We start from the raw sequence: 24,716 nt of genomic DNA, 5'->3' as shown, positions 1-24,716 counted from the left end.
CTCCCTCGCCGGGGTCATCTCCCCCCACGCCGGGGTAACCTCCTGCGAGGTCACCTCCTGCGCCGAGGTCATCTTTCGCGTCGGCGTCACATCCCACGCTGCGGTCATCTCCACGCCGGGGTCATTTCCCACGCGGGCGTCCTGTCCCGCGCCGGGGTCACCTTTCACGTCGGCGTCACGTCCCACGCCGGGTCATTTCCCACTCCGGGGTCACGTCCCACGCCGAGGTCACCTTTCATGTCGGCGTCGCCCTCCAAGCCGGGTCACCTTCCATGCCGACGTCGCCTTCGAGGGATAGTCGCTTGAAGGTGAGTCGTCGGGTGTGGATCAGAAGGGTGGCGGGTGATCGGACGATCGGCTGGCAGAGTTGGGCGTGCTGGGGTGTGGAGTGATGGGGCCGCGGGCTGGTGGGACGGTGGTGTAGCGGTGGCCGGTGGGGGTGGTGAGAGTAATGGAGCCGTCGGGGTGTGTGGTGGTTTTCCAGCCCCAGGCGGGGGTGTCTTTGATGACGTGGTGGTATTCGCAGTAGGGCACTAGCCCGGTCAGGTTTGTGCGGCCGGATTGTTTGAAGGGTGTGGCGTGGTCGCGGTCGCATTGGCGTGAGGTGCGGTTGCAGCCGGGCCAGGCGCAGACGGGGTGTCGGGCGAGGAGTGTCTCGGTGACGATCGTGCCGGGGTCGTGGCGGGTGGTGGAGGCTTCGAGGACGGTGCCGTTGGTGGGGTCGGTGAGGAGTCGTCGCCAGGTGCCGTCGCGTGCGATGCGGCGGGCCATTTGGGCGGGGATGGGTCCGTAGCCGGTGAGTTCGCAGGGGTCGTTGTCCACGCCGAGGAGGGTGGTGATGGGGACGAGGACCTCGATGTGGGGTCGTCGGCGGTGTTGGTCGGGTAGTCGGCGGCCGAGCCAGTCGAGGCCGTTGTGCAGCATGTGTTCGAACACGTCGGCTACTACGTCGGCTCGGCGTTGTTCGGCGGTGCGATCGTCTCGCATCGGCTCGCCGGCTGTCGCGCCGGTGGTCGTGTTGGGTTGCATGTAGGCTGTTGCGCCGGTTGTCGTGTCGCACTTCGCGCCAGCGGCCGTACCAGCCTTCACTTCAGCGGTCACGCCGGCGGTGTTGTCCGCGCTGTTGCCGTTGCCCGAGATGCTGGCGTTGCCCGAGGCGCTGGCAGTGCCCGGGGTACTAGCAGCGCTTGGGGTGCTGGGGGTGTCCGCGGTGTTTTGCGGCGTGGTTGTGCTGCTGGGGTGCGGGGGAGGCGTGTCGGTGCCTGTGGTGTCGGGCTCACCGGCGGGCTGGGTGGGTGGCGTCTCGTTGCTTGCCTGGCCGGGCTTGGTGGTGGGTGTTGTTCGTTTGGCGAGGTCGGCCATGGCTTGGATGACGACCCACATTTGCTGGATCTTGTCGGCGGTGTGGACGACCCACAGGCCGGCCATGCCGTCGGTGAGCGGGACGATTTTGCAGGTGCGCTCCGCGACCGCGGTGCGGTGTCGCTCCGCGGCGTCCTGGGTGGTGTGTTTGGCGACCTGGCGGCGCAGGGATGCGTTCAGGTTGGCGTGGGTTTGGCCGGGGGCGCGGCGCAGTACGTGTGCCTCGACGGCTTGGGCGGCGGTGTCGGGGAGGTCGCGGGTGGCCTCGGAGATCGCGAGGGCCTTGGACCAGGTGAGGGCGCCGCAGCGCAGCGCGGTGTGGGTCGCGGCCAGCGGGCCGGTCAGATGCAAGGCGGTGTCGATGTGGCGGGCTGCGGTGTTGGTGGACAGCCGTAGCGCGGCGCCGATCTCGGCGGCCCAGGAGCGTTCGGGGTCGATCGGCCGGCCGGAGGAGTCGATCTGGGTGGGGCGAGGGATCTCGGTGGCTTGGGCTTTGCGTTGGCGGTGGAATGAGGCCATCGCGGAGGTCTTGATGGCCGCGGCCCAGGCTTCCATGCGGGCTGCGGCCTTCATGGCCTCGATCAGCGCGATCGGTGACTCGCACTGTGGTCGCAACTCCTCCAGCGCAGCGGCGAGTTCGGCGCCGGGTGGCAGGAAGACCCAGGCGGGTGCTTTCAGGCGCAGCATCTCGCGTTCGGCCTCGTCCTGCTCGACCCCGGCCCACAGTTCCCACTCCAGCCCGTCCACCCGCGACATCGGCGGCAGGTCGTCGTACCAGTCCTCCTCGCCCAGATAGCGCGGAGGACATGGATCCGCGGGGTCGGGCAGGTCATCCGGCGGCACCAGCGCCCACCCAGCCTCGGCCCCGGCGAGTGCCTGCTCGCCGGGAAGCTGTGCCATCACCACCGCCGTCATGAACCTATATTAGAACATCTGTTCGACTCAAGCAAACGCGCAGATCCGCGATGTGCCCCGATGGTGAGAAGCCGGCGTCAGGCGTCGAGGTACAGGGCCGCGAGTCGCGGCAGGCGCGTCTGCAGATCGTCCTCGTCGTCGAAGTCGATCTCCTTGCCGGCGGGGAGGTCGGGGGTGTCTGGGGCGTCTCGGTCGACGGCCTTCCAGTACGCCGCCTCGTCGCCCGTCAGGTTCTTGTAGGCGTGACTGCCGACGTGCAGCATCCCTTCGCCGTCGAAGCCCTCGAACCCCTCCGGCCGGTCCTCGTCCACCACATCGGCGAGCGAGTCCGGATCGGTCAGCGCCGCTTCCCACACCTCCCGCCCCTGTGCGAGCAGCCAGCCCCGGAACGAGTCGAACCCGTCCTCCGAAGCACCGGAGTTGATCAGGTACGCCGCCGCCCACAGATCCCAGCGGTACGACTCGACCTGCAATCGCGCGAGCTCGGTCCCGAACCCGACGATCTCCTCGGCGTCCGCCGTACCCAGCACCTTGGTCAGTGCGTCCGCAACTCCGTCCGCGTCAGCCACGGTGTCATCCACCGAGGCCCGCGCATCCTCGACCAGACCCCAGAACGAATCCCTGTCCACCCCCAAACCATCTCACCCACCCCGGGTCCAACGGGAGCGCTGATCGAGGATGATCTTCAGATAGATGGATCAGGCGTTCCGGGCCGGCTACCGGCCAGGCTCGGAGACGGCCGGCCAGCACTGTCCGTATCCCACCGCTCGTCGGGGACGTCCGGGGGCAGCAGGTGACCATCCTCGGGCTGCTGAGGGATCTCGTCGGCCTCGGCTCCGTCCTGTGACGACAACGCGGTGGACGTCAGCGACGGTCGTTCGTCCGAGGTCTCCGGTACTTCGCGTAGTCGTGGCGGCGCCGCCGTCCAGGCCCGCAGGTCTTGCACGATGTCGCCGTAGAAGGTGTTGATCGCGTTCTCCACCGAGTCGATGAAGGAGCCGCGGCCCCGCCCACGCTTGCTTCCGATCGGTGAGCCGAGGGCGATCCGGAATGAGCGCAGGTCCTTCTTCGGGTCCTCGATGAGCAACGCCGGCTGGTCGCGGACAGCACGCAGCAACTCCGCCGTACCAGCCCCACGACCATGCATCACGAAGGCTTCGACCCTCGTCGAGTCTGGTGCGTGCCTCAGTTGGCGCAGAAGCCAGTTGACCCGCGTTGTTGCCCGGCCGTCCCGTGGTGCGGCGATGTCGACGTGACAGGTGACAACTCCAGCGCGGAGATCGGTGGTGACGACCAGCGGCCCGACAGCGTTCTGGATGTTGATCGCTCCTTGAAGCGTCCCCTGCGTACTCATCGACTGCACCAGCGACTGCGAGCGCAGAGCGGGGTCGGCCAGCTCCTTTCGGGACAACGCGGGTGTGACGTCTTCGCCGAGTTTCCGGCCAAGTTGAAGGCTTACGTAGGTGAGGAGCGCATCGAACCGGGCAGCAACCTCGGGTGCACACTTGTAGCCGGGGCGGAGCGTGCCGGAGGCAACGGCTTCCCGGGTCGTCACCCACGAAGCACCCATGTCGTCGAACTGGAGTGCTCCTGACCGCGGATGCTCGAGGTAACGGATCAGCTCACCGAGAATCCAGGCCTGGTCGGGATCGGCGACGCCCGATGTTCCTTCTGCAGCACGGCCTCCGCGAGGACCATCGACCAGGACCAGTGATGCAAGGCGACCCGCTTGAGCTTCCGCTTGTCGACGGTGGTCGGATGCAGCCCGGCGACGGCAGGAATCTCGTTCGAGATCGTGATGACGGCATCGAATCCCTGCTCACGGGCGATGTCGAGGTAGGCCTCGAGTTGTTCCGCGTCGAGTGCGTTGACGCCGGTCTTCACCTCGACGAGCGCCGTCCATTCCTTCTGGCCGCGCCGCGATCGCAGCAGCCCGTCTGGATAAAGGCGCCGCTCGCCCAGGTAGAACGGCACCTCTATGAACGTCTCCAGCTGTCCTGCCGGCGCTCCCAACGGCTGCGTGAGAACCCGGCCGAACTCGCGCACCGACGACATCACGGCGAGCAGAGCGGACGTCGCCCGGCGCTCCTGTTCGTCAGCGCCGTTGATTCCCGACGTCGGTATCAGACGTGCCTGATGCCAGCTTTCCTCTCTCATGTGCCATCCCCCACGAACTCGTCACGGCCGACGCCCCACAGGCCCGCGTCACCGTGATCACCCCGCTGAGCACGGCACCCTACGCCTGCCGTTACGCAACGTGAAGGGTTGGTGGGATCCGGTCTCTACCAGACCTCGTCGAGTTGTTGGCGTTGGGTGGGAGTTAGGGAGAGGTTGGCGCCGGTTAGGGCGGTGGTGAGGTAGGTGGGGGTGCTGATGCCGACGATGGGGGTGATGGCGGGGGTGCCGCCGGTGAGCCAGGCGAGGACTACTGCGGAGCGGGTGGTGTTGAGGGTGGTGGCCAGGTCGGTGAGGACCTCCAGGCGGCGGGTGGTGCCGGGGTGGTCGAAGGCCGGGTCGATGGGGCGGTCGGCGCGGTTCTCGTAGGCACCGGACATCAGCGGGCTGTAGGCGAACAGTTGCTGCTCCGGGTTGTTCTGGGCGTAGTCGAGGACCTCGTCGGTGATCCAGCCGAAGCGGTGGTCGTGGGTGTGGTCACGGACGAACGGCCGGGGCTGCAGGTACGAGTACCGCAGCTGCAGCGCACTCGGAGCCATCACGCCCAGCTCACCGGCCAGACCGCGCATCCGCTCCACCCGCCAGAGCGCGTAGTTCGACAGGCCGAGACGGCCGATGGTGCCGGCTGCAGCGTGCTTGCCGAACGCGGCGACGGTCTCCTCGAGCGGAGTGGACCTGTCGTCGCGGTGTGCCCAGTAGAGGTCGATGTGGTCGACACCGAGGCGGCGCAGCGAGGTCTCGAGCGCAGCGTCGATCGCCTTGGCGCCCAGGCCTTCCGAGTGCTCGGGCCAGCTGCCGGGCCAGAGCGGCTCGCACCCGACCTTGGTCGCCAGCTTGAGCCGGTCCCGTACGCCGGGCCGCTGGGCGAACCACCTCCCGAGCAGCTCCTCACTCTGTCCACCGTGTCCGCTCGGGTCCTGCCAGAACGCGTAGCAGTTCGCGGTGTCGATCCACTCCCCGCCGGCGTCCACATATGCATCCAGCAACCGGAACGAGGTCGCTTCGTCGATCCGTGTCCCGTACTCCATAGCGCCCAGCGCAAGATTCATCATGCGCAAGAGCCAACAACCTGGAGCGCGTTCTAGGTCAAGTCCGCGAATTCCCGCAGTACCGGAGCCAGCGTCGCCGCCTCGGTCCCGTGGTTCTCACCGGGGATCGCCTTCAACGTCGCGGTCGGCAGATGCTCGGCTACGGCCTGGGCGCCGGCGGAGAGCGCAGGCCAGGTCTGATCGCCGTACAGAACCAGGACCGGAACCTTCACGTCCGCCCAGCGGTCGGCGGGCAGCGGATTGCCCGACATCGTGGTCCCCATGATGCGGCCGTCGTACGAGATCGTGTGCGCGATCTCCTCGACCGGCGCCCAGTACGGCGACTGCTTCATGCCCGGGATCGCCTCCGCGGGCATCATCGCGGCCGCGGTCATGAACAGCTCGGCAGCCTTGTCACGGCGCCCCTCGGCGACGAACGCATCGAGCTGCTCGACGTAGTCGGATGGCAGCGGCGGCCGTACGTCGTCGACCACGACCGGCGGCTCGAACAACACCAGCCCGGCGACCGGCAGCCCCGCAGCCGCGGCGTCCAGCGCCAGCAGACTGCCCGACGACCAGCCGAAGAGAATGGCCGCCTGACCAGCGTCCTCGATCAGAGCGGCGATGTCCTCGATCTCGCGCTGGATCGCGTACGGCGCGGTGTCGCTGCTCTCGCCCCGCCCACGCCGGTCGTACGCGTACGTCCGGAAGCTGTCGGTCAGCAGCTTCCCGACCTCGCCGTTCACCGGGTTCACCGCCCGGTGCGCGGTCGCCCCGTCGATCAGGATCAGCGGCCTGCCCTCGCCGTACGCCTCGAAGGCGATCGCGGTGCCATCGGCCGAAGTCACGGTGCTCATGCTTCTTTCCCCTCTCCGATAAGAACTAGACCGTACAGTACTAACCAGAGAACTGGACTGTCTAGTATGATTTCCGGATGGAGCAGGCAGAGATCGAGGGAAGGACGCCCCGCAAACGCCGCGCGATCCTGGCCGCGGCGACCGAGGTCTTCCTCAGCCACGGGTACCTCGGCGCAAGCATGGACGAGGTCGCAGCCAAGGCCGGCGTCTCCAAACAGACCGTCTACAAGCAGTTCGAGAACAAGGAGCGCCTCTTCGCCGAGATCGTCCTCGGTGCCAGCGACCAGCTGCTGGACGGCCTTCACCAGGCGTACGTCGACACGCTCGAAGGGGCCGCCGATGCGGGCGAAGCCCTGCGTGCCTTGGCGCATCGCCTGCTCCAGAGCCTCACCGCCGACAGCGTCCTGCAGCTCCGCCGGCTCGTGATCGCCGAGGCGGACCGGTTCCCCGAGGTGTGCGGCGCCTGGTTCAACAGCGGCTTCGAGAAATCCCTCGACGCGCTCGGGCAGGCGCTGACCCGATTGAGCGACCGCGGTCTGTTGAAGCGGCTCGACGATCCGACGCTGGCGGCGTACCAGTTCGCCGGTCTGGTGATGTACAAGCCGATGAACCGCGCCATGTTCGCGGGCACCCGGCAGCGCCCGAAGCCCGGTGAACTCGAGAAGCTCGCCGACCAAGCCGCAGAGGTCTTCCTCGCGGCCTACGGACTAGAGCGTTCCGCGCGTTGAGGTGCGAACCACCAGCTCCGGCGTGAACGTCACGCGCTGGTGCTCGTGGTCCGGGTTCGATGACTCGTCCAGCAGCAACTCGGCGGCCGTCCGGCCGAGCAGCTGCCGCGGCTGACGCACCGAGGTCAGCGGTACGGCGGCCGCCTCCGCGAACTCGATGTCGTCGTACCCGACGATCGCGAGATCCTCCGGGACGCGCAGCCCGAGGCTCACGCACTGTTGCAGCAATCCCAACGCCAGCAGGTCGTTCGCGCAAAATGCGGCCGTCGGCCGGCGATCTGCCGGCAGCCCCGCAAGTCGTTGCCCGGCGCCCCTTCCTTCGGCGACTGTCAGTGCGCCGGTGGTCAACTCGATCAGGTCGGACATCGGCCTCCCGGCGACCCGCAGCGCCCGGCGAGCACCGTCGCGCCGGTCGATGACCTGCCCGATCGTGTTCGGCCCGCCGACGTACGCGATCCGCTCGTGGCCGAGCTCCAGCAGGTGCGAGATCGCGAGTTCACCGCCGAGGACGTCGTTCACCGCGACCGAGCAGTGCGAGGCGTCGTCGAGCGCGCGGTCGACCACGACCACCGGCGTACCGCGCGAAGGCAGCTTGCGCAGGCGGGACGAGTTCTGGTCGATGGGCGTGATCAGGATGCCCTGGACGCGTTGCTGCTCGAGCAGATCGAGGTACGCCGCCTCGCGGTCGGCGTCCTCGCTACTGGTACAGAGGAACACGGAAAGGCCGGCCGCCTGCGCCGCCTCCTCCACGCCCTTCGCGACATCGGTGAAGAACGGGTTGCCGGCGTCGAGCATCACGTACGCCAGGATCCGGCTGGAGCCGGCCCGCAACTGGCGCGCCGACTCGTTGCGGACGAAACCGAGCGAGGCCATCGCGGCCTCGACCTTCGCCCGGGTCAGCGGGCTGACGACCTCGGGACGGTTCAGCACGTTCGACACGGTTCCCAGCGAGACGCCGGCGGCCGCGGCGACCGCCTTCACCCCGGCGGCATGCGGCTTCGGCGCGCGGCGTCGCCGGATGCGCTCGGGCACGGCTTCCGCGTCATCAACCGACACGAGAACCTCCCTCCGCACTGGAACCACTTGAAACGTCTTAGCGGCCGCAGAATACCCGCTTCCGGCCCGATTCCCGCGCTACCGGTCCGGGATCGGCCGCGAAAGGTGGGCAGACTCTTGACGCCCAGGCGTACCCCCGCTTAGCGTCATGGGACGCTCTTGAAACCTTTCATCCCAGGAGTGGTCAGCACGCCCCAGTCCCGCCCGCTCGAGTACAGGTGACGCCGTGAATCGTTACTGCTTCTGTCTGCAGGTCAGGCCCGACCGGCTCGACGAGTACGTCGAACGGCACCGCAACGTCTGGCCGGACATGCAGGCCGCGTTGCGCGACTCGGGCTGGCACAACTACTCGCTGTTCCTCCGCGACGACGGCCTGCTGATCGGGTACGTCGAATCCGAGGACCTGGAGGCGGCACAGAAGGCGATGGCGGCGACCGAGGTCAACACCCGCTGGCAAGCCCAGATGACCGAATTCTTCACCGGTATCGACGGCAGGCCGCCGGACGAGTCGTTCCTGCTCCTGCCCGAGATCTTCCACTTGACTGAGTCTGATTTCGAAGGGGACTGAAGCATGACGACCGAAGCCGCGAAGGCCGCCCTCAGCCGCCAGGAGATCGAGCTGCCCTCGTGGGCGTTCGGGAACTCCGGCACCCGGTTCAAGGTGTTCAGCCAGCCCGGGGTGCCGCGGTCGCCCGAGGAGAAGATCGCCGACGCGGCCGTCGTGCACAAGTACACCGGGGTGGCGCCGAGCGTGGCGCTGCACATCCCCTGGGACAAGGTCGACGACTATGCGGCGCTGGCGGCGTACGCGAAGGAGCAGGGCGTCCGGCTCGGCGCGATCAACAGCAACGTGTTCCAGGACGACGACTACAAGCTGGGCAGCGTCACCAACCCGGATCCCGCGGTACGCCGGAAGGCCACCGATCACCTGCTCGAATGCGTCGACATCATGGACGCGACCGGGTCCCGGGACCTCAAGCTGTGGTTCTCCGACGGCACGAACTACCCCGGCCAGGACGACATCCAGGACCGGCAGGACCGCCTCGCGACCGCGTTGAAGGAGGTGTACGACCGGCTCGGTGACGACCAGCGGATGCTGCTCGAGTACAAGCTGTTCGAGCCGGCCTTCTACACCACGGACGTGCCGGACTGGGGTACGTCGTACGCGCACTGTCTCGAACTGGGGCCGAAGGCAACGGTCTGTATCGACACCGGGCACCACGCGCCGGGGACGAACATCGAGTTCATCGTGGCGTTCCTGCTCCGGACCAAGAAGCTCGGCGCGTTCGACTTCAACAGCCGGTTCTACGCCGACGACGACCTGATGGTCGGGGCCGCGGACCCGTTCCAGCTGTTCCGGATCATGAACGAGATCGTCCGCGGCGACGCGCTCGACCCGGACCGCGGGATCGCGTTCATGCTCGACCAGTGCCACAACATCGAGGAGAAGATCCCCGCGATCATCCGCTCGGTGATGAACGTGCAGGAGGCCACCGCGAAGGCGCTGCTGGTCGACCGCGACGCTCTCCGCAAGGCACAGCAGGAAGGCGACGTCCTCGGTGCGAACGCCGCCCTGATGGACGCGTACAACACCGATGTCCGGCCGCTGCTCGCGGACCTCCGCGAGTCGCAGGGCCTGGACCGTGACCCGGTTGCGGCGTACAAGCGCAGCGGCTACTTCGAGCAGATCAGCAAAGACCGAGCCGACGGCCAGCAGGCCGGATGGGGAGCATGACAGTGACCGACACCGCCTCTGAGCTCGTTGCACGCAGCAACCGGCTTGGTGCCGATCCGCGCAACACGAACTACGCCGGCGGGAACACGTCGGCGAAGGGTACGACGACCGACCCGGTCACACAGAACTCCGTGGACCTGTTGTGGGTCAAGGGATCCGGCGGTGACCTCGGCACGCTGACCGAAAAGGGCCTCGCCGTACTGCGGCTCGACCGGCTGAACGCCTTGGTCGATACCTATCCGGGCGTGGACCGTGAGGACGAGATGGTCGCCGCGTTCGACTACTGCCTGCACGGGAAGGGCGGGGCGGCGCCGTCGATCGACACCGCGATGCACGGGCTGGTCGATGCCCCTCATGTCGACCATCTGCACCCGGACTCCGGGATCGCGCTGGCGACCGCGGCCGACGGCGAGAAGCTGACCGCGGAGTGCTTCGGCGACCGCGTGGTGTGGGTGCCGTGGCGGCGGCCCGGCTTCCAGCTCGGACTGGACATCGCGGCCGTCAAGCGGGACAACCCACAGGCGATCGGCTGCATCCTGGGCGGCCACGGCATCACCGCCTGGGGCAACACGTCCGAGGAGTGCGAGGCGAACTCCCTGGAGATCATCCGTACGGCGGAACGCTTCCTGGCCGACCGTGGTGTCGCCGAACCGTTCGGCGCGATCGTCCCCGGTTACGAACCCCTGCCGACCGACGAGCGTCGCGCCCGGGCCGCCGTACTTGCACCTGTCATCCGTGGGCTCGCGTCGACGGACAAGCCGCAGGTCGGGCACTTCAACGACTCCGACGTCGTGCTCGAGTTCACCGCACGGGAGAAGCTGGCCGAGCTGGCCGCGCTGGGCACCTCCTGCCCGGACCACTTCCTCCGCACCAAGGTCCGGCCGCTGGTGCTGGACGTCCCGCCATCGGCCTCGGTGGAGGACACGGTCGCACGCCTGAAGGAGCTGCACGCCGCGTATCGCGAGGACTACGCGGCCTACTACAACCGGCACGCCGAGCCGGACAGCCCGGCGATGCGCGGTGCCGACCCGGCGATCGTGCTCGTGCCGGGCGTCGGGATGTTCAGCTTCGGGAAGGACAAGCAGACCGCGCGGGTGGCCGGCGAGTTCTACGTGAACGCGATCAACGTGATGCGGGGCGCCGAGGCGGTGTCGACGTACGCGCCGATCGACGAGCGGGAGAAGTTCCGGATCGAGTACTGGGCGCTGGAAGAGGCGAAACTGCAGCGGATGCCGCGTCCGAAGCCGCTCGCTACCCGGGTCGCGTTCGTGACCGGTGGCGGATCGGGCATCGGCAAGGCGATCGCGCAACGGCTGGCCGCCGAGGGTGCCTGCGTTGTCGTCGCGGACCTCGACCAGGCCGCGGCCGAGGCGGTGGCGAAGGAGATCGGTTCCACGGACGTGGCCGTCGCGGTCGGCGCGGACGTGTCGTCGGCGGACGCGGTCGAGGCGGCGTTGCGCGAGGCCGTGCTGGCCTTCGGTGGTGTCGACCTGATCGTCAACAATGCCGGGCTGTCGATCTCGAAGTCGTTGCTGGAGACAACGGAACGCGACTGGGACCTGCAACACGACGTGATGGCGAAGGGCTCGTTCCTGGTCTCGCGGGCGGCCGCGAAGGTGCTCATCGACCAGGGGATGGGCGGCGACATCGTCTACATCTCCAGCAAGAACTCGGTGTTCGCCGGCCCGAACAACGTCGCGTACGGCTCCGCGAAGGCGGACCAGGCGCACCAGGTCCGGCTGCTCGCGGCCGAGCTCGGCGAGTACGGGGTCCGGGTCAACGGCGTGAACCCCGACGGCGTCGTCCGCGGATCCGGGATCTTCGCCGGCGGCTGGGGTGCGAAGCGGGCCGCGGTGTACGGCGTACCGGAGGAGGAACTCGGTGCGTACTACGCGCAGCGGACCCTGCTGAAGCGTGAGGTGCTGCCCGAGAACGTCGCGGCCGCGGTGTTCGCGCTGACCGGTGGGGACCTGACGCACACGACTGGCCTGCACATCCCCGTCGACGCCGGCGTGGCCGCCGCCTTCCTCCGCTAGGTATCGGTATGAAGCGCGTCGCGGCGGTCGATCTCGGGGCCTCGAGCGGGCGGGTGATGCTCGGCGAGGTGGGCGCTGACGTCCTCGAGCTGCGTGAACTGAACCGCTTCTGGAACGGTCCGGTGCGCGTGAGCGGCAGGCTGCACTGGGACGTCCTGCACCTCTACCGCTCGATCCTGGAGGGATTGCGGGCCGGAGGACCGCTCGACGGCATCGGCATCGACTCCTGGGCAGTCGACTACGGACTACTCGACGAGGGCGGCCGCCTGCTGGGCAACCCCGTGCACTACCGCGACTCTCGCACCGACGGCGTGATGGAACGCGTCCTGTCGACGATCCCTGCAGCCGAGCTGTACGCCGTCACTGGCCTGCAGCAGCTCCCGTTCAACACCATCTACCAACTAGCCGCCGAGAAGCTGCCGGTCGACGCGGCCACGTTGCTGATGATCCCTGACCTGCTGGCGTACTGGCTGACAGGGGAGATCGGTGTGGAGCGGACCAACGCCTCCACGACCCAGCTGTACGACGTGTTGGCCCGGGACTGGAGTGATGACGTGGTGTCTCGGGCGGGGATCCCGCGTCGGGTGCTTCCTGCACTGCGGGAGCCGGGCGATGTGATCGGGACTGTGCTACCGGACGAGACCGGCTTGGCGCCGGGGACTCCGGTGATTGCTGTCGGATCGCATGACACGGCATCGGCTGTCGTTGCTGTGCCTGCGGTGGGTGAGCGGTTCGCGTACATCTCCTCGGGCACCTGGTCGCTGGTCGGCCTCGAGCTCGATGCTCCGGTCCTGACGGACGACGCTCGGGAAGCAAACTTCACCAACGAGGGCGGCGTCGACGGGCGGACCCGGTTCCTGCGGAACGTGATGGGACTGTGGATCCTGCAGGAATGTCAACGGGTCTGGGGCGACGACGACCTGCCCGGGCTACTGCGGGACGCGGCCGCCGCGCCACCGTACGCCGTACTGATCGATCCGGACGCGCCGGAGTTCCTCGCCCCGGGCAACATGCCCGCGCGGATCGAGGAACACTGCCGAGCGACCGGGCAGGATGCGCCTCGATCTCGTGGCGCCGTGGTTCGCTGCATCCTGGAGGGCCTCGCCCTCGCGTACCGCCGGACGTTGCGTGCCGCGCAGACGATCGCCGACCGCGAGGTCGACGTACTGCACGTCATCGGCGGTGGTTCGCAGAACGAGTTGCTGTGCCAGCTCACCGCCGACGCGTGTGGCGTACCGGTCCTCGCCGGGCCCGTCGAGGCCTCCGCGTTGGGCAATGTCCTCGTCCAGGCTCGCGCTCTCGGTGAGCCCTTCCCGGACCTGAGCGCGATGCGCGCCCTGGTCCGGTCCACACACTCTCTGCGGCGCTACCAGCCGCAGGGTAAACCGGCCGACTGGGACGCCGCCGAGTCCCGGGTGTTCGGAACAAGGTGATCAGCATGACCGCCCTCCCCCAGGAACTTCGACCGCTCGCGCGACGGGTGCCGCCGCGCGAGATCAGCCACGACGACCTGCAACTCCTCCGCCTGCTCGCCACCGGCCTCCCGGTCGACGGTGTCGCCCGGCGCCTCGACCTGTCCGAACGCACCGTCCGCCGGCGCACCCGGCTGATCTGCGACCGCCTCGGCTTCAGCACCGCCATCGAAGCCATCGTCTGGGCCGCCCGCCGCGGGCTGGTCTGAGAAGTTAGGCGACGACGGCTCCGGGTACCGGGAGTTCTGATCATCGAGCCGAGGAGGACCGATGTCCGGAATGACCATCGTCTGGATCGTCGTCGCGATCGCCGTCCTGGTCATCGTGATCGCCCTGATCGCGGGCGCGATGTCGCGCAGGTCGCAACACCGCGCCCAGCAGCAGGCGTACGAACACGACCAGCAGGCGCGAGCGAGCGCGGCAGAGGCCGACAAGCAACGTGCGGTCGCCGACGAGGTGGACGCGCGGGCCCGCAAGGCGCAGGCGGCCGCCGACGAGAAGACGGCCGAGGCTCGCCGCTTGGCGGCCGGCGCGACCGAACGGCGCGACGCCGCCGAGAACGCCCGCGCGCAGTCGGACGAGCATCGCACCCAGGCCCAGAACCTCTGGCCGGACCACGACGGCACCCGGAACGACGGCGTCCAGAACGGCGCCCAGAACGACGGTGCCCAGAACCGCGAGGGGCAGCCGGTCGATCCGGACTGGGACGACGGCAGGCATCCGCACGACCCGCGGCACCCGAGGCACTCGCGGCGGGATTGAGAAACCTCAGATCAGATACCTGAATTCCGGTGAGTTCGGGTTGATGCGTTCGATGTCGAGCGGGGCGGCCTCCATGCGGGACAGCAGCAGTGGGAGGTCGTCCCGGGTGCTGATCTCGATGCCGACCAGGGCGACGCCGGTCTCGCGGTTGTTGCGCTTGACGTACTCGAACAGCGTGATGTCGTCGTCAGGGCCAAGCGTCTCGTCGAGGAAGGCGCGCAGGGCCCCGGGCTCCTGCGGGAACGTCACCAGGAAGTAGTGCTTCAGGCCTTCGTAGACCAACGAGCGCTCGAGGATCTCGCCGTACCGGCTGACATCGTTGTTCCCGCCGGACAGCAGGCAGACCACGGTCTCACCCGGGCGTACGTCGAGACCGTTGCCCAGGGCACTTGTCGACAAAGCGCCCGCGGGCTCCGCGATCAGGCCGTCGGTCTGGTAGAGCGCGAGCATTTCCGAGCACACGAGCCCTTCGGGTACCGACATCAGCTCGACCCCGGCCTGCTGCACGAGCGGGAGAGTCGTGTCACCGACCCGTCGTACGGCGGCACCGTCGACGAAGCTGTCCAACTGCGGCAACGTCACGGGCTTACCGGCCGCGACCGCCGCGGCCATGCTCGCCGCGCCACCCGGCTCCACCCCGACGATGCGTACGCCGGGATGCCGCTCGGTGATCCAGGTTGCAACCCCTGCAACGAGACCGCCCCCACCGACGGGAACCACGAGTACGTCGGGAGCGTGGCCGAGCTGCTCCACCAACTCGATCGCCACGGTCCCTTGCCCTGCAACGGTTCTCGGGTCGTCGAACGCCGGCACCATCGTCGCCCCGGTCGCGGAACCTTCCGCGATCGCGGCGGCAGCGGCGTCGTCATACGTGTCGCCGGTGACGATCACCTGGATCTGCTTGCCGCCGAGCGCCGCGATCCGGTCCCGCTTCTGGCGCGGCGTCGTCCGCGGCACGTACACCTTGCCGTGGACGCCGAGCATGTGGCACGAATACGCCAGTCCCTGACCATGATTACCAGCGCTCGCACACACCACGCCGGCTGCCTTGGCCGCGTCGTCGAGCTGCGCGATCAGGTTGTACGCGCCGCGAAGCTTGTAGGAGCGGCCGATCTGCAGGTCCTCCCGCTTCAGCCAGACCTGCGCGCCGGTGCGCTCCGACAGGCGAAGATTGCGCTCCAAGGGTGTACGGACTGCGACGCCGTCCAAGCGCTTGATGGCGGCCTCGATCGCCGCCGCGTCAACGGTGCCGACGGTGCTGCCGGTGGTCGATCGAGCGACTGAACCACTGCCCTGCATGACGTTCCTTCCCGTGCATTTGCACGATCTTCGCCGATTCGCTCGCTGCACAAGACGATTCGCGTCCACAGTCCGGACCGACGGATACCTTTGCGTATCAGACTCTTGCACCATGCGTGAAACGGCTCTTCACTGGGCAGTCTAGTTTTCATACGCTCACTCGGTGTAACGGCCAGGGCCTTGGAAGAGATGAGCCGTGTAAAGCCGGTCAGTGAGGACTGGAGGGCACATGGAACTGATTCCGTTCAGTCTGTGGGGCGACGCTTTGTGGTGCGGTCAGGAAGTCGTGCGGGAGGCCCCGCACGAGCAGGCGATCAGAAGCCTGTTCCCGGACCCCATCCCGGCGCGCGGCGCAGATCTGGACACCGAAGCGGACCTCGTCCCGGAACCGCACAACCGTTTCGACCCGCGGTCGATCGCCGTCCGGGTGCAGGGCAAGGTTGTCGGCTATCTGCCGAGGGACGACGCGCACCGGTACCACCCGGTGCTGTCAGAGTTGGTGGCACAAGGCCTGCAACCGCGGGTCCCTTGCCACCTGTGGGTGAGTGAGTGGGAGCCGGCGGACTGGGACGGCAAGGGCGCCCAGGGCACCGAGTTCCACGCGAGTGTCGCGGTCGCCCTCGGGCAGCCGCACATGCTGGTGCCGGTGAACCTGCCCCCGCCAGGCAGTTTTCACCTGCTACCGCCCGGCAGCGGCATCGTCGTACCGGGCAGTGAAGTGCATCCCGACGTACTGGCGCCGTTCTTCCGCCCGGAGGGCGAGTGCTGGGCGTACGCCACCATGCACGCGATCGAGGAGGAGGACAGCTTTCAGGACCGGCACCGGATCGTGGTCGAGATCCGGCTCGACGACGAACCCGTCGGCCGGCTCAGCCCGCGGCTGAGCGCCGAGTTCCTGCCCGCGATCCATTATCTCGCCGACATGCGTGCCGAGACCGCCGCCAGGGTCGCCGTCCGCGGTGACCGTTTCGCATCGGAGGTGATCCTCTACGCGGCGCGGAGTCACGACCTCCCGGCTACCTGGCCGGACGGCCTGGCCCGCTCCCCAGTCGCGTCCCCGCAATGGCACTACTGGGCGACCAAAGAGGCCAACTAGGCGGCTGCGCAGTACTGACCATGCCTCACCAGGCCGGTACTGCGGAGCTACTTCCAAGACGCCGGGCAGTTCTCCTAGGAGAACTGCCCGGCATTCTCCTTGTACCTTGGCGGTATGGCGAGCGTGCCGGTCTGCCCGGTTTGTGGAGAACGCGGAGTGCCGATCCTTTACGGCCTGCCGACCCGGGTCGCGCGCGAAGCGGCCGCGGGCGGCAAGGTCCGGCTGTTCGGCTGTGTCGTCCCGGCCGAACCCGACAACTGGACATGCGCGCAGGACCACACCTGGAAGGCCGACGACGATCAGGTGCTGACTGCCGCCATCGACGCCGCGCTCGGCCGGAGCTGACCGAATGCGGCAGCCGTGGAACCACAACATCCACTACCAGCCACAGATCCTCAAGGCCGTTCCACCCGGCGCTGAGCGCGCTGGACATCGGCTGCGGCGAGGGCCTGCTCACCCGCAAGCTGCGCCGCGTCGTACCGCAGGTCACCGGCATCGACCTCGACATCCCCAGCCTCGAGTTGGCGCGCGGTCGTGGCGACGACCTCCTCTTCCGCTACTCGATCACCTGGCAGCGGCTTGCGTGACCGACTGTCAACTTGCTGTGGTCGGGCGGATGTTCTGGTTGAGGTGGAACAGGTTGGTGGGGTCGTAGGTGTTCTTCATCGCTACGAGCCGGTCGTAGGTTGGCGCCGGGTAGGACGCTCGAACGATGTCCTCGTTCGTCTCGCCGGTGAAGTTCACGTATGACGCCGCGTCGGGTCCGAGTGCGGATGCCGAGGAACGGGCCCACCCGACCGCGTCGTCGTACCCGTCCGCATCCGGCGTGCGTGCGACGACGTTCAGGATGAACTCGCGATCCCGGGTGCCGAATGCGGTGGCGTCCGCCGGTACCCGGCCCATCGCCCCACCGAGATGGTGGACGTGGAGCTCGGACACGCCGTTCGGAACCTGGCCGTGCGCCGCGACGAGCGCGTCGACGGTCGTCGGCCCGAGGTCGTGGAAGAACGCCGAGCGGAAGTAGTTCCGCATCCCGCGCGGGAACAACGGATCGAGCAGCGTCTGCATCGCGGTGTACGGCATCGGTCCGAACAGATCGGCCACCACAGGCGCGAGCTCCCGGAACGACTTGGTCGCGGCCTCTCCGTCCTCGGGCCGCCCCGACCACATGCCGAGTACGGCGACGATGGGCTTGCCGTGCACCTCCTCAGGCAGGAACGGCAGCTGAGGCGCCGTGGTCAGATTGATTGCCAGCGACAACTCGTCGGGTGCGGCGCCGGCAGCGACGCCGAAGCCGCGCAGTACCTGGGCTGCTTGGTCGCCCGGGTAGAAGACCAGGCCGGCGTACACCGTCGGACCGACGTCGTGCGCCTTGAACTCGAACGACGTGACCACCCCGAAGTTGCCACCGCCGCCCCGCAACGCCCACAGGAGTTCCGCGTTCTCGTCCTCGCTCGTGTGTAGGTACCGGCCGTCTGCGGTGACCACATCGGCCCCGACGAGGTTGTCGCAGGCGAGTCCACAGCGCCGTACCAGCCAGCCGATCCCGCCCCCGAGCGTGAAACCGGCGACGCCGGTCGTCGACACCAGACCGCCCGTCACCGCCAACCCGAATGCCTGCGCCTCGGCATCGACATCGCCCCAGACGCACCCGCCTTGCGCCACGATCACGCGCCGGTCAGGGTCCACTCGCACGGAGTTCATCGGCGACAGGTCGATCACCAGGCCGCCGTCGGTCGTCGAGAAGCCCGGGATGCTGTGCCCGCCGCCCCGCACGGCCAGTGTCAGTCCTTCACTCCGCGCGAACTCGACCGCCCGGATGACGTCCGCCACCCCGCGGCAGCGGACAATCAACGCGGGTCGCTTGTCGTGCGCGGCGTTCCAGATCGACCGCGCCTCGTCGTACGAAGGATCGGTCGGGCGGACCAGCTCGCCACGCAATTCCCCGGCGAGTTCACCGAGCGTGGCCTCCCCGAGCGTGTCCTGCCGCGCTTGCGTCGTTGTCATTTCCACTCCTACTCGTCGTACCAGGGGGTTTCCTGGACGAGAACGACGTTAGGAAGACGCCCTTCGCAAGCACTTAACGCCACTTAGCTGAGGGTGAGCGAACGCTGTCAGCGATGCCAGGCAGAGCGGCCGCTCGGGTGCTGCCGATCCGGCACCCCAGCTTCGCGAAGATCTCGGAAGCAACCTGACCGTGTCCGAGGAGTGCCTCCGCGTCACCGTCGTCCGCGGCGAGCTCAGCGGCCAGCAGCCGTCCCCAGGCCTCGAGTCGCAGGTAGCCCTGCGGCCGGAAGGCTTCGACGGTCTGCTCGGCCAGCATCCGGGCGGTACGGCGTTCGCCCGCGAACAACTCGACGACGACCAGGTTCAGCAGGGTGCCCGCTGCTCCGGGCCTGTCGTCGACCGAGTCGCCTCGGTCGAAGGCTATCCGGGTGAGGCGCCGTCCCGCTTCGGGGTCACCCGCCGCCGCGGTCAGCAGTCCGAGGTTTGCCAACGTGAGGTTCTCACCCCGGCGATCGCCCAGTTGCTCGCGGATCCGGAGCGCTTCGCGGAGGTGCGTCTCGGCCGGCTCGAACAGTCCCTGGTCGCGTTCGATGCAGCCCAGATGGTTGAGCGCGTGTCCGATCCCGGCCGCGTCCCCGATATCGGAGAACGTGTCGAGCGACTGCCGTACGGCGTCGAGCGCGCCGGCCAGGTCACCGTCCAGCCGATGAGCATCCGCGAAGGCCGACAAGGCGTAGGCGCGCCCCTGCGCGGCGCCGACCCGGCGCCCGAGCAGGAACGTCTCCTCGAACACCGGGACCATCGATCCGCCGACCGGTGCGAGCGGCAGGCACATCGTCACCGCCGGGAAGAAGGGGGTAGCGGTCGTGTCGATCAGACTCAGCCGCCGCAGACATTCCGCGAATCGTTGCTGCGCGGGTACGACGTCCTCGCGGAACAACGCGACCATCGCGGCCAGCCCTTCAGCCGCGGCGGCCACGGGCGCAGCCTCGAGGGCGTCGGCCTGCGTGAGCGCTTCTGAGGCGGTCTGTTCGATCTCGCCGAGGTCTCCACTGCCCAGCAGGAGTGTGCCACGCAGTACCCGTGCCGATATGACGTCGGCCGGGTCGTCGGACTGCTCGGCAACAGCGACGCCTTGGTCGCCGAGGCCTGGCAATCTGTCGGCCAAGCCGCTCCGCGCAGCGAGGATCGCGAGCGCGAAGATCGCCCGCGCGCGGTCCCGGGACGGTTCGACCGTCACCTCGAGAATACGTTCGAGCCAGCTCGCGCCCTCCGCGAAGTGGCCCCGCGCCAGCCAGTAGTGCGACAGGCTGACACCGAGCAGCAGGGCCAGTTCGTGGTCGTTGCGGAGAGCCCATCCGAGCGCAGCGCGAAGGTTGTCGTGATCGACGTCGAGCCGCTGCGGACGTTCGACGATCACGCCGACGCGTTCCAGGTCCTGGTCCTGCGCCAGCTGCAGGAAATGCCGGCAGTGTGCGGCTTCGAACTGCTCGAGCTCCCGCGCGGCGACGAGCCGCTCTCGCGCGAACTGCCGGATAGTCTCCAAGAGGCGGTAGCGGGAGCGAGGACCGTCGTGATCGACCAGCAGCAGGGACTTGTCGACCAGGCGCCCGAGGCAGTCCAGCACGCCCGCGCCGCGAATCCGCTCGTCGGCGCACACCTGTTCGGCTGATGGCAGCGAGAAGCTGCCGGCGAAGACGGCGAGCCGGCGCAGAAGCACCTGCTCGTCGCCCGACAGCAACGCGTGGCTCCACTCGAGCACGGCCCGCAGCGTCCCGTGCCGGGTGATCTCACCGGGCCGGCCGAGTAAGGAAAGTGCGTCGCTCAAGCGTTCCGCGATCTCCGCCGGCTCCAGGTGCGACGCGCGAGCGGCGGCCAGCTCGAGCGCCAGTGGGATGCCGTCGAGGCAGCGACAGATCTCCACCACAGCCGCCGCGTTGCCGGCGTCGAGGACGAAGTCCGGGCGGACGTCGCGGGCCCGCTCAACGAACAGCCGTACCGACGCCAGAGCCCCCAGGCGGTCGAGGTCGACGGCGTCGCCTGCCTCCGGCAGCTCGAGCGATGGCACGCGAAAGGTCACTTCTCCCTGTACATGCAGAGGTTCCCGGCTTGTCGCCAGGACGCTGACGCCGGGACAACTGCGCAGTACCGCACTCACAAGTCCGGAACACGCGCTGAGGAGGTGCTCGCAGCTGTCGAGCACCAGCAGAACGTTGCGTGGGGCGAGGCGAGAGATCAGCGTACGCAGGGAGTCGGAACCCGCTGCGGGATCCAGTCCCAGCGCCGCGGCGACGGTGTCCGCGACGAGCTTCGGATCTGCCACCGGTACCAGGTCCGCGATCCAGATCCCGTCCGGGAACGAGTCGAGCAGCCTCCGGGCGGCCTCCTCCGCCAACCGGGTCTTGCCGGCACCACCGACGCCCGTGAGCGTGACGAGTCGGCCTCGGTGCAGCAGGCGATGGACGTCCGCGATCTCCCGCTCCCGACCTACGAAGCTCGTCAACGCCGGCGCGAGGTTGTGGCGGGCCGCCGGCGCGGGCTCCTCGACGGTGCCGGTCAGCAGATCGCGGTACACCCGCTGTGTCTCGGGATCCGGATCGGTGCCGTACGTCGTCCGCAAGGCGCCGCGCAGTCGCTCGTACTGCGCGAGCGCCTCGGAGGACCGGCCCACCGCGGCGAGGCGCCGCATCAGGCCCCGAACCCCGCCCTCGTGCAGCGGATCGATGGCGATGGCGCGGTGCAGGGCATCGAAGGCTTCCACGTCCTGGCCGGCTGTGGCGGCCGCGTCGGCGAGATCGACCAGCAGATCGCACAAACTCTCTCGCAGCTCCTCCCTCGGCCGGTTGGCCCAGTCCTCGAAACGGTCCTCGGGTAACAGATCTCCGGTGTACGTGGCCGCAGCCGCGCGGAGCTCGGCGAGGTCGCCGCTGGCCCGCGCAGCCGCGGCCCGGCGTTCGAAGGTTCGTACGTCGACCTCGACCGGCTCACCGGCCCGCAGTACGACGAAGTCGTCCCGCAACTCCAGTAAGCCGTTGGTCGGCTCGTCACCCGCGAGCACGCGGCGAGCGACGTGCAAAGCCTGATGCAGGTTGTTCATTGCCGGCGCCGGTGGCCGATCCGGCCACAAGGCGTCGACCAGAACATCCCGGTGCAGCCGCTGTTCCGGAGCCAACGCCAGCATTTTCACCAGCGTCCGCGCCTTACGCAGTCGCCACACCCCGCCGTCGACCGGCAGCCCGCCGCGATCGACCCCAAACCCCCCGAGCAACCGAATCCGCACAAGACACCCCCTGGACGAGAGTAGGCGTCTCTGCGCATCCTGGCCCACTTGGTTCTTGTCTCGCGGCGGTATCCTCTTCCGCTGGGTGGGGGGCTGGCGATGCAAGGGCCGACGGTCAACTACTGGTTCCTGTTGTAGCTGTTTCGGTGTCCCAGGTTGAGAGGCAGAACGGGTGGCCGGCGGGGTCGGCGTACACGTAGCAGTGGTCGGAGTTCGGTTGGAAGTCGAGCAGTTTGGCGCCGGCCGCGAGGACGCGCTGTCCTGTCGCCTCGAGGTCCTCGACGAGGAAGTCGAGGTGCATCTGCATCGGTACGTCGTTGCCGGGCCATTGTGGTGCCCGGAAGTCATCAACCTGCTGGAAAGAGAGGACCCCATTGGGCCCCGAGACGGAGGCCCAATGCGACGTACCACGGACGACTCCGCCAGTGATCTCGGCGTAGAACTGCGCCAGGACGAGGGCATCAGGCGCGTTCACCGTGATCCCTTCCAGCTTGATGCGGTCAGACATCGGTACCCCGATACGCCGGGGTGAGTTCGGTCCAGCGCGCGTGCCAGGCGGGGGCAGGCACCTCCGCCGACCAGCCGCCGTCGTGGGCTGGGCCGTCGGTGGCGAGTGAGCGGCCGAGGTCCTCGAGGTGGACCTGCCAGCCGGCTCCGTGGAAGTGCAGTGAGCCGATGGGCAAGCCGCGTTCCTCCACCACCAGCTTGGTCTGCGACCCCATCGGGGTGAGCCAGGCCTCGAGTTGGGACTCGTCGTCGGTGCCCGGCTCCGTGGTGAGCAGCAGATGGTGCGGTGCATCGCAGATGTCGATACGGGCCGGGCCGTTCCACGTGCTGGTGAAGACGGCGTGGATCGTTCCGCCTTCGTGCAGCGCGCCGGACACCTCGGCGATCCAGCGGGCGAGTCGCTCCGGCGTGGTGCATGCCGCCCAGAGGTCGTCGATATCCGTGTCGTAGATGTCCTCGACGCGGACCGCGCCACGGGTGCGGTCCAGAGCCCGCATCGTTCCGGTGATCCTCACTGCGACGCCTTCTTTCCTCGTGCGATCTCGGTGTGCAGCGCATCCAGCCGGTTCCGCCACAGCGCGCGGTACCCCTCCAGCCACTCGTCCACCTCGACGAGCGCCTCCGGCCGCAAGGTGTAGATCCGTCGCTGCGCCTCCTGCCGTACGTCGACCAGCCCGGCCTCCCGCAGCACCCGAAGGTGCCGCGACACACCCGGCCGCGCAATCGGCAGCGCATCGGCCAACTCACCGGCCGTCGCGGGATGATCCCGCAAGATCTCCAACACCGTCCGCCGACTCTGATCCGCCAACGCCTGCAACACCACATCCATGGCGGCCAATGTACCCAACCAGCTACGTAACCACAAGGGTACATAGATGCCAGGTGAGAGGATGTCCGCGCACGGGGCCTGGAACTAGCATCGAGTTGTGAGGATCCGGGAGTTCGCGATCGTGGTGGCCGGATGAGTGACACCGGCGATCCGAACATACGACCTGCAGCAGCAGATCAACGAGATCGGACGGATCGTCGCGACAAGCCCGGTGCCGGACGGTGGTCTGTCATGGGATCACGAATCACGGGTGGTGGTGATCCGCCTGGTCGGAGCGGTGAATGGAACGTCAGCCGACGTGGAGCGGCTGAAGTACGCCGTTCTGCAGGCCGCCGACCGTTTCGTCGTCAAGTTCGTGTCTGTGCGCTACTCGCGGGCGGAGCTGGAGGCACTGGCGGCCCACTTGAGCCGGATCCGGCGGCCTGTTGGGAAACAAATGTGCACATGCTGACGATTTCTTTCCCACGAACAGGTGATACCAGGTGCCGACCCGCCACTACCTGTTGCACGACCCCGGATCGGGCTGATCACCACCCGCAGATCGGACCGGATATCCCCCTTTGAATGACGGGCCGGTGACGCGCGGTCGCTCATGACCGCAGTAGCGCTCAGAGTTTGGCGCCTATCAGTTGGTAGATGTCGTCGTGGGCGCCGGGGAGGTCGTCGTGGCCGAAGTCGGGGTAGGTGCGGACTTCCTTGGGGGACTGGATCTTGTTGTAGGCGGCGAACTGGGTTGACGGTGGGCAGATCTGGTCTTCGAGGCCGGTGAAGAGGGTGACCTCGGCCTGGATCCGGGGCGCCAGGTTCTGGATGTCGATGTAGCCGAGAGTCGTGAACACCTCCTCCTGGCGGAGGTGCCGCGGGTCGCGTTTGCGGAACCACGTGACGATCTCGTCGTACGGCGAGGTTTCCAGGTTCAGGTCCCACGTCCGCTGGTAGTCGGAGAGGAACGGGAAGACGCTCGCGACGTACTTGATCGTCGGCGTCAGCGCGGCCGCCACCAGCGACAACCCACCGCCCTGGCTCCAGCCGGTCGTCGCGATCCGGGACGCGTCGACCTCCGGCAGTCCGCCGATGAGGTCCGCCAGGCGTCGCGTGTCCAGGAAGACGTGCTTGTAGAGCAGCCCGTCCGGACCGTCGTCGAGCCCGTGCACCAGGTGGTGCTGCAGCGAGAAGCTGTTGGATGCCTGCGACGACGTACGGAATCCGACCTGCTCACGGACATCCAACGCCGCGACAGTGAATCCACGAGCGGCGTACGGCAGTAGCTCGACCCACTTCGGCTGCTCACCGCCGTACCCGTGGAACTGCAGCACGGCCGGTCCGGTCGGCTCGGCGGGGCGCAGTACCTTCGCGTGGACCCGGTAGCCGCCGGTCCCGGTGAAGTACAGGTGCTGTGCGGTCGCCGTCGTCAGCGGGAAGTCGACGGCGTCGACGAACTCGGCATCAGCCGCGACCTCGTCGAGTGACAGCAGCGCCTTGTCCCAGAACGTGTCGAAGTCCGCGGGCCGCGGGTTCGTGCCCTGGTACGTGAGTAGTTCGTCGTACGACAGCTCGAAGGAAAGCACCGCA

General features: G+C 68.1%; 26 protein-coding genes. 11 read left to right on the top strand and 15 right to left on the bottom strand.

Going from position 1 to position 24,716, the window contains the following annotated elements; genetic code table 11:
• The 7 genes from EV651_RS42450 to EV651_RS20285 form a co-directional block, all read right to left on the bottom strand.
• The coding region (locus EV651_RS42450) for a hypothetical protein (protein ID WP_238157082.1) at window positions 1-186 on the bottom strand (186 nt) is incomplete at its 3' end.
• Window positions 187-327: 141 nt separating this feature from the next.
• Window positions 328-2,277, bottom strand: a complete 1,950-nt coding sequence (locus tag EV651_RS20305) for a DUF222 domain-containing protein (protein ID WP_133786758.1) — start codon at window positions 2,275-2,277, stop codon at window positions 328-330.
• A gap of 77 nt (window positions 2,278-2,354) precedes the next feature.
• Window positions 2,355-2,906, bottom strand: a complete 552-nt coding sequence (locus EV651_RS20300) for a DUF4240 domain-containing protein (protein WP_133786757.1) — start codon at window positions 2,904-2,906, stop codon at window positions 2,355-2,357.
• 56 nt (window positions 2,907-2,962) lie between these two features.
• Window positions 2,963-3,832, bottom strand: coding sequence for a hypothetical protein (locus EV651_RS41915; RefSeq protein ID WP_202870412.1), 870 nt, complete (start codon window positions 3,830-3,832; stop codon window positions 2,963-2,965).
• Window positions 3,833-3,894: 62 nt separating this feature from the next.
• Window positions 3,895-4,434 carry a hypothetical protein gene (locus EV651_RS41910; RefSeq protein WP_202870411.1) on the bottom strand — a complete coding sequence of 180 codons (540 nt, stop codon included), beginning with the start codon at window positions 4,432-4,434 and terminating at the stop codon, window positions 3,895-3,897.
• 125 nt (window positions 4,435-4,559) lie between these two features.
• Window positions 4,560-5,504, bottom strand: a complete 945-nt coding sequence (locus EV651_RS20290; RefSeq protein ID WP_202870410.1) for an aldo/keto reductase — start codon at window positions 5,502-5,504, stop codon at window positions 4,560-4,562.
• A gap of 29 nt (window positions 5,505-5,533) precedes the next feature.
• Window positions 5,534-6,337: an alpha/beta fold hydrolase gene (locus tag EV651_RS20285; RefSeq protein ID WP_133786755.1), complete on the bottom strand. Its 804-nt coding sequence runs from the start codon at window positions 6,335-6,337 to the stop codon at window positions 5,534-5,536.
• Between the two features lie 77 nt (window positions 6,338-6,414).
• Here EV651_RS20285 and EV651_RS20280 point away from each other — a divergent pair, with 77 nt between their 5' ends.
• The gene (locus EV651_RS20280; protein ID WP_133786754.1) at window positions 6,415-7,065 is read left to right on the top strand and encodes a TetR/AcrR family transcriptional regulator; all 651 of its coding nucleotides are present in this window, start codon (window positions 6,415-6,417) and stop codon (window positions 7,063-7,065) included.
• Here EV651_RS20280 and EV651_RS20275 read toward each other — a convergent pair.
• Window positions 7,045-8,121, bottom strand: a complete 1,077-nt coding sequence (locus EV651_RS20275; RefSeq protein ID WP_238157081.1) for a LacI family DNA-binding transcriptional regulator — start codon at window positions 8,119-8,121, stop codon at window positions 7,045-7,047. The two genes, EV651_RS20280 and EV651_RS20275, sit on opposite strands and share 21 nt — an antisense overlap.
• A 226-nt stretch (window positions 8,122-8,347) precedes the next feature.
• On the opposite strand from EV651_RS20275, the gene EV651_RS20270 reads away from it, so the two are divergent.
• From EV651_RS20270 to EV651_RS20245, 6 genes are all read left to right on the top strand, one after another.
• Window positions 8,348-8,689 carry an L-rhamnose mutarotase gene (locus EV651_RS20270; protein WP_133786753.1) on the top strand — a complete coding sequence of 114 codons (342 nt, stop codon included), beginning with the start codon at window positions 8,348-8,350 and terminating at the stop codon, window positions 8,687-8,689.
• A gap of 3 nt (window positions 8,690-8,692) precedes the next feature.
• Complete coding sequence (rhaI, locus tag EV651_RS20265) at window positions 8,693-9,856, top strand: L-rhamnose isomerase (RefSeq protein WP_133786752.1); 1,164 nt, start codon at window positions 8,693-8,695, stop codon at window positions 9,854-9,856.
• The gene (locus EV651_RS20260) at window positions 9,853-11,892 is read left to right on the top strand and encodes a bifunctional aldolase/short-chain dehydrogenase (RefSeq protein ID WP_133786751.1); all 2,040 of its coding nucleotides are present in this window, start codon (window positions 9,853-9,855) and stop codon (window positions 11,890-11,892) included. Before rhaI ends, EV651_RS20260 begins: the two co-directional genes overlap by 4 nt.
• Window positions 11,893-11,900: 8 nt before the next feature.
• The gene (locus EV651_RS20255; protein WP_133786750.1) at window positions 11,901-13,325 is read left to right on the top strand and encodes a rhamnulokinase family protein; all 1,425 of its coding nucleotides are present in this window, start codon (window positions 11,901-11,903) and stop codon (window positions 13,323-13,325) included.
• A 5-nt stretch (window positions 13,326-13,330) separates the two neighbouring features.
• A complete protein-coding gene (locus EV651_RS20250) occupies window positions 13,331-13,573 on the top strand; it encodes a LuxR C-terminal-related transcriptional regulator (protein ID WP_133786749.1) in 243 nt (80 codons plus the stop codon).
• Between the two features lie 61 nt (window positions 13,574-13,634).
• Window positions 13,635-14,126 (top strand): hypothetical protein, encoded by a 492-nt coding sequence (locus EV651_RS20245; RefSeq protein ID WP_133786748.1) that lies wholly within the window; start codon window positions 13,635-13,637, stop codon window positions 14,124-14,126.
• A gap of 6 nt (window positions 14,127-14,132) precedes the next feature.
• Here the strand turns inward: EV651_RS20245 and ilvA are convergent, their stop codons facing one another.
• A complete protein-coding gene (ilvA, locus tag EV651_RS20240; RefSeq protein ID WP_133786747.1) occupies window positions 14,133-15,425 on the bottom strand; it encodes a threonine ammonia-lyase IlvA in 1,293 nt (430 codons plus the stop codon).
• Window positions 15,426-15,654: 229 nt separating this feature from the next.
• Here ilvA and EV651_RS20235 point away from each other — a divergent pair, with 229 nt between their 5' ends.
• The 3 genes from EV651_RS20235 (at window position 15,655) to EV651_RS43295 (ending at window position 17,108) form a co-directional block, all read left to right on the top strand.
• Complete coding sequence (locus tag EV651_RS20235; protein WP_133786746.1) at window positions 15,655-16,521, top strand: HIRAN domain-containing protein; 867 nt, start codon at window positions 15,655-15,657, stop codon at window positions 16,519-16,521.
• Between the two features lie 114 nt (window positions 16,522-16,635).
• Window positions 16,636-16,866 carry a hypothetical protein gene (locus EV651_RS20230; RefSeq protein ID WP_133786745.1) on the top strand — a complete coding sequence of 77 codons (231 nt, stop codon included), beginning with the start codon at window positions 16,636-16,638 and terminating at the stop codon, window positions 16,864-16,866.
• On the top strand, window positions 16,785-17,108 hold the full coding sequence (locus EV651_RS43295; protein WP_202870409.1) for a methyltransferase domain-containing protein: 324 nt from the start codon (window positions 16,785-16,787) through the stop codon (window positions 17,106-17,108). The genes EV651_RS20230 and EV651_RS43295 overlap by 82 nt, the downstream gene beginning before the upstream one ends.
• 7 nt (window positions 17,109-17,115) lie before the next feature.
• On the opposite strand, the gene EV651_RS20220 is transcribed toward EV651_RS43295, so the two are convergent.
• The 5 genes from EV651_RS20220 to EV651_RS20200 all read right to left on the bottom strand — a co-directional run bounded on the left by EV651_RS20220 (window position 17,116) and on the right by EV651_RS20200 (window position 23,144).
• Complete coding sequence (locus tag EV651_RS20220; RefSeq protein WP_133786744.1) at window positions 17,116-18,528, bottom strand: FAD-binding oxidoreductase; 1,413 nt, start codon at window positions 18,526-18,528, stop codon at window positions 17,116-17,118.
• Window positions 18,529-18,601: 73 nt separating this feature from the next.
• Window positions 18,602-21,808, bottom strand: coding sequence for a BTAD domain-containing putative transcriptional regulator (locus EV651_RS20215; protein ID WP_133786743.1), 3,207 nt, complete (start codon window positions 21,806-21,808; stop codon window positions 18,602-18,604).
• A 115-nt stretch (window positions 21,809-21,923) separates the two neighbouring features.
• A complete protein-coding gene (locus EV651_RS20210) occupies window positions 21,924-22,316 on the bottom strand; it encodes a VOC family protein (protein ID WP_133786742.1) in 393 nt (130 codons plus the stop codon).
• A complete protein-coding gene (locus EV651_RS20205; RefSeq protein WP_133786741.1) occupies window positions 22,309-22,830 on the bottom strand; it encodes an SRPBCC domain-containing protein in 522 nt (173 codons plus the stop codon). Before EV651_RS20205 ends, EV651_RS20210 begins: the two co-directional genes overlap by 8 nt.
• On the bottom strand, window positions 22,827-23,144 hold the full coding sequence (locus EV651_RS20200; protein WP_133786740.1) for a helix-turn-helix transcriptional regulator: 318 nt from the start codon (window positions 23,142-23,144) through the stop codon (window positions 22,827-22,829). The genes EV651_RS20205 and EV651_RS20200 overlap by 4 nt, the downstream gene beginning before the upstream one ends.
• Window positions 23,145-23,280: 136 nt before the next feature.
• Here EV651_RS20200 and EV651_RS20195 point away from each other — a divergent pair, with 136 nt between their 5' ends.
• Window positions 23,281-23,595: a hypothetical protein gene (locus tag EV651_RS20195; RefSeq protein WP_133786739.1), complete on the top strand. Its 315-nt coding sequence runs from the start codon at window positions 23,281-23,283 to the stop codon at window positions 23,593-23,595.
• Window positions 23,596-23,752: 157 nt separating this feature from the next.
• Here the strand turns inward: EV651_RS20195 and EV651_RS20190 are convergent, their stop codons facing one another.
• Window positions 23,753-24,712 (bottom strand): alpha/beta fold hydrolase, encoded by a 960-nt coding sequence (locus tag EV651_RS20190; RefSeq protein ID WP_133786738.1) that lies wholly within the window; start codon window positions 24,710-24,712, stop codon window positions 23,753-23,755.
• Window positions 24,713-24,716: the final 4 nt, after the last annotated feature.

It is taken from the genome of Kribbella sp. VKM Ac-2571, assembly GCF_004362255.1.
Taxonomy (GTDB): Bacteria; Actinomycetota; Actinomycetes; order Propionibacteriales; family Kribbellaceae; genus Kribbella; species Kribbella pratensis.
The sequence above is the reverse complement of the archived record's forward strand: the minus strand, read 5'-3'. Positions and strand labels throughout refer to the sequence as shown.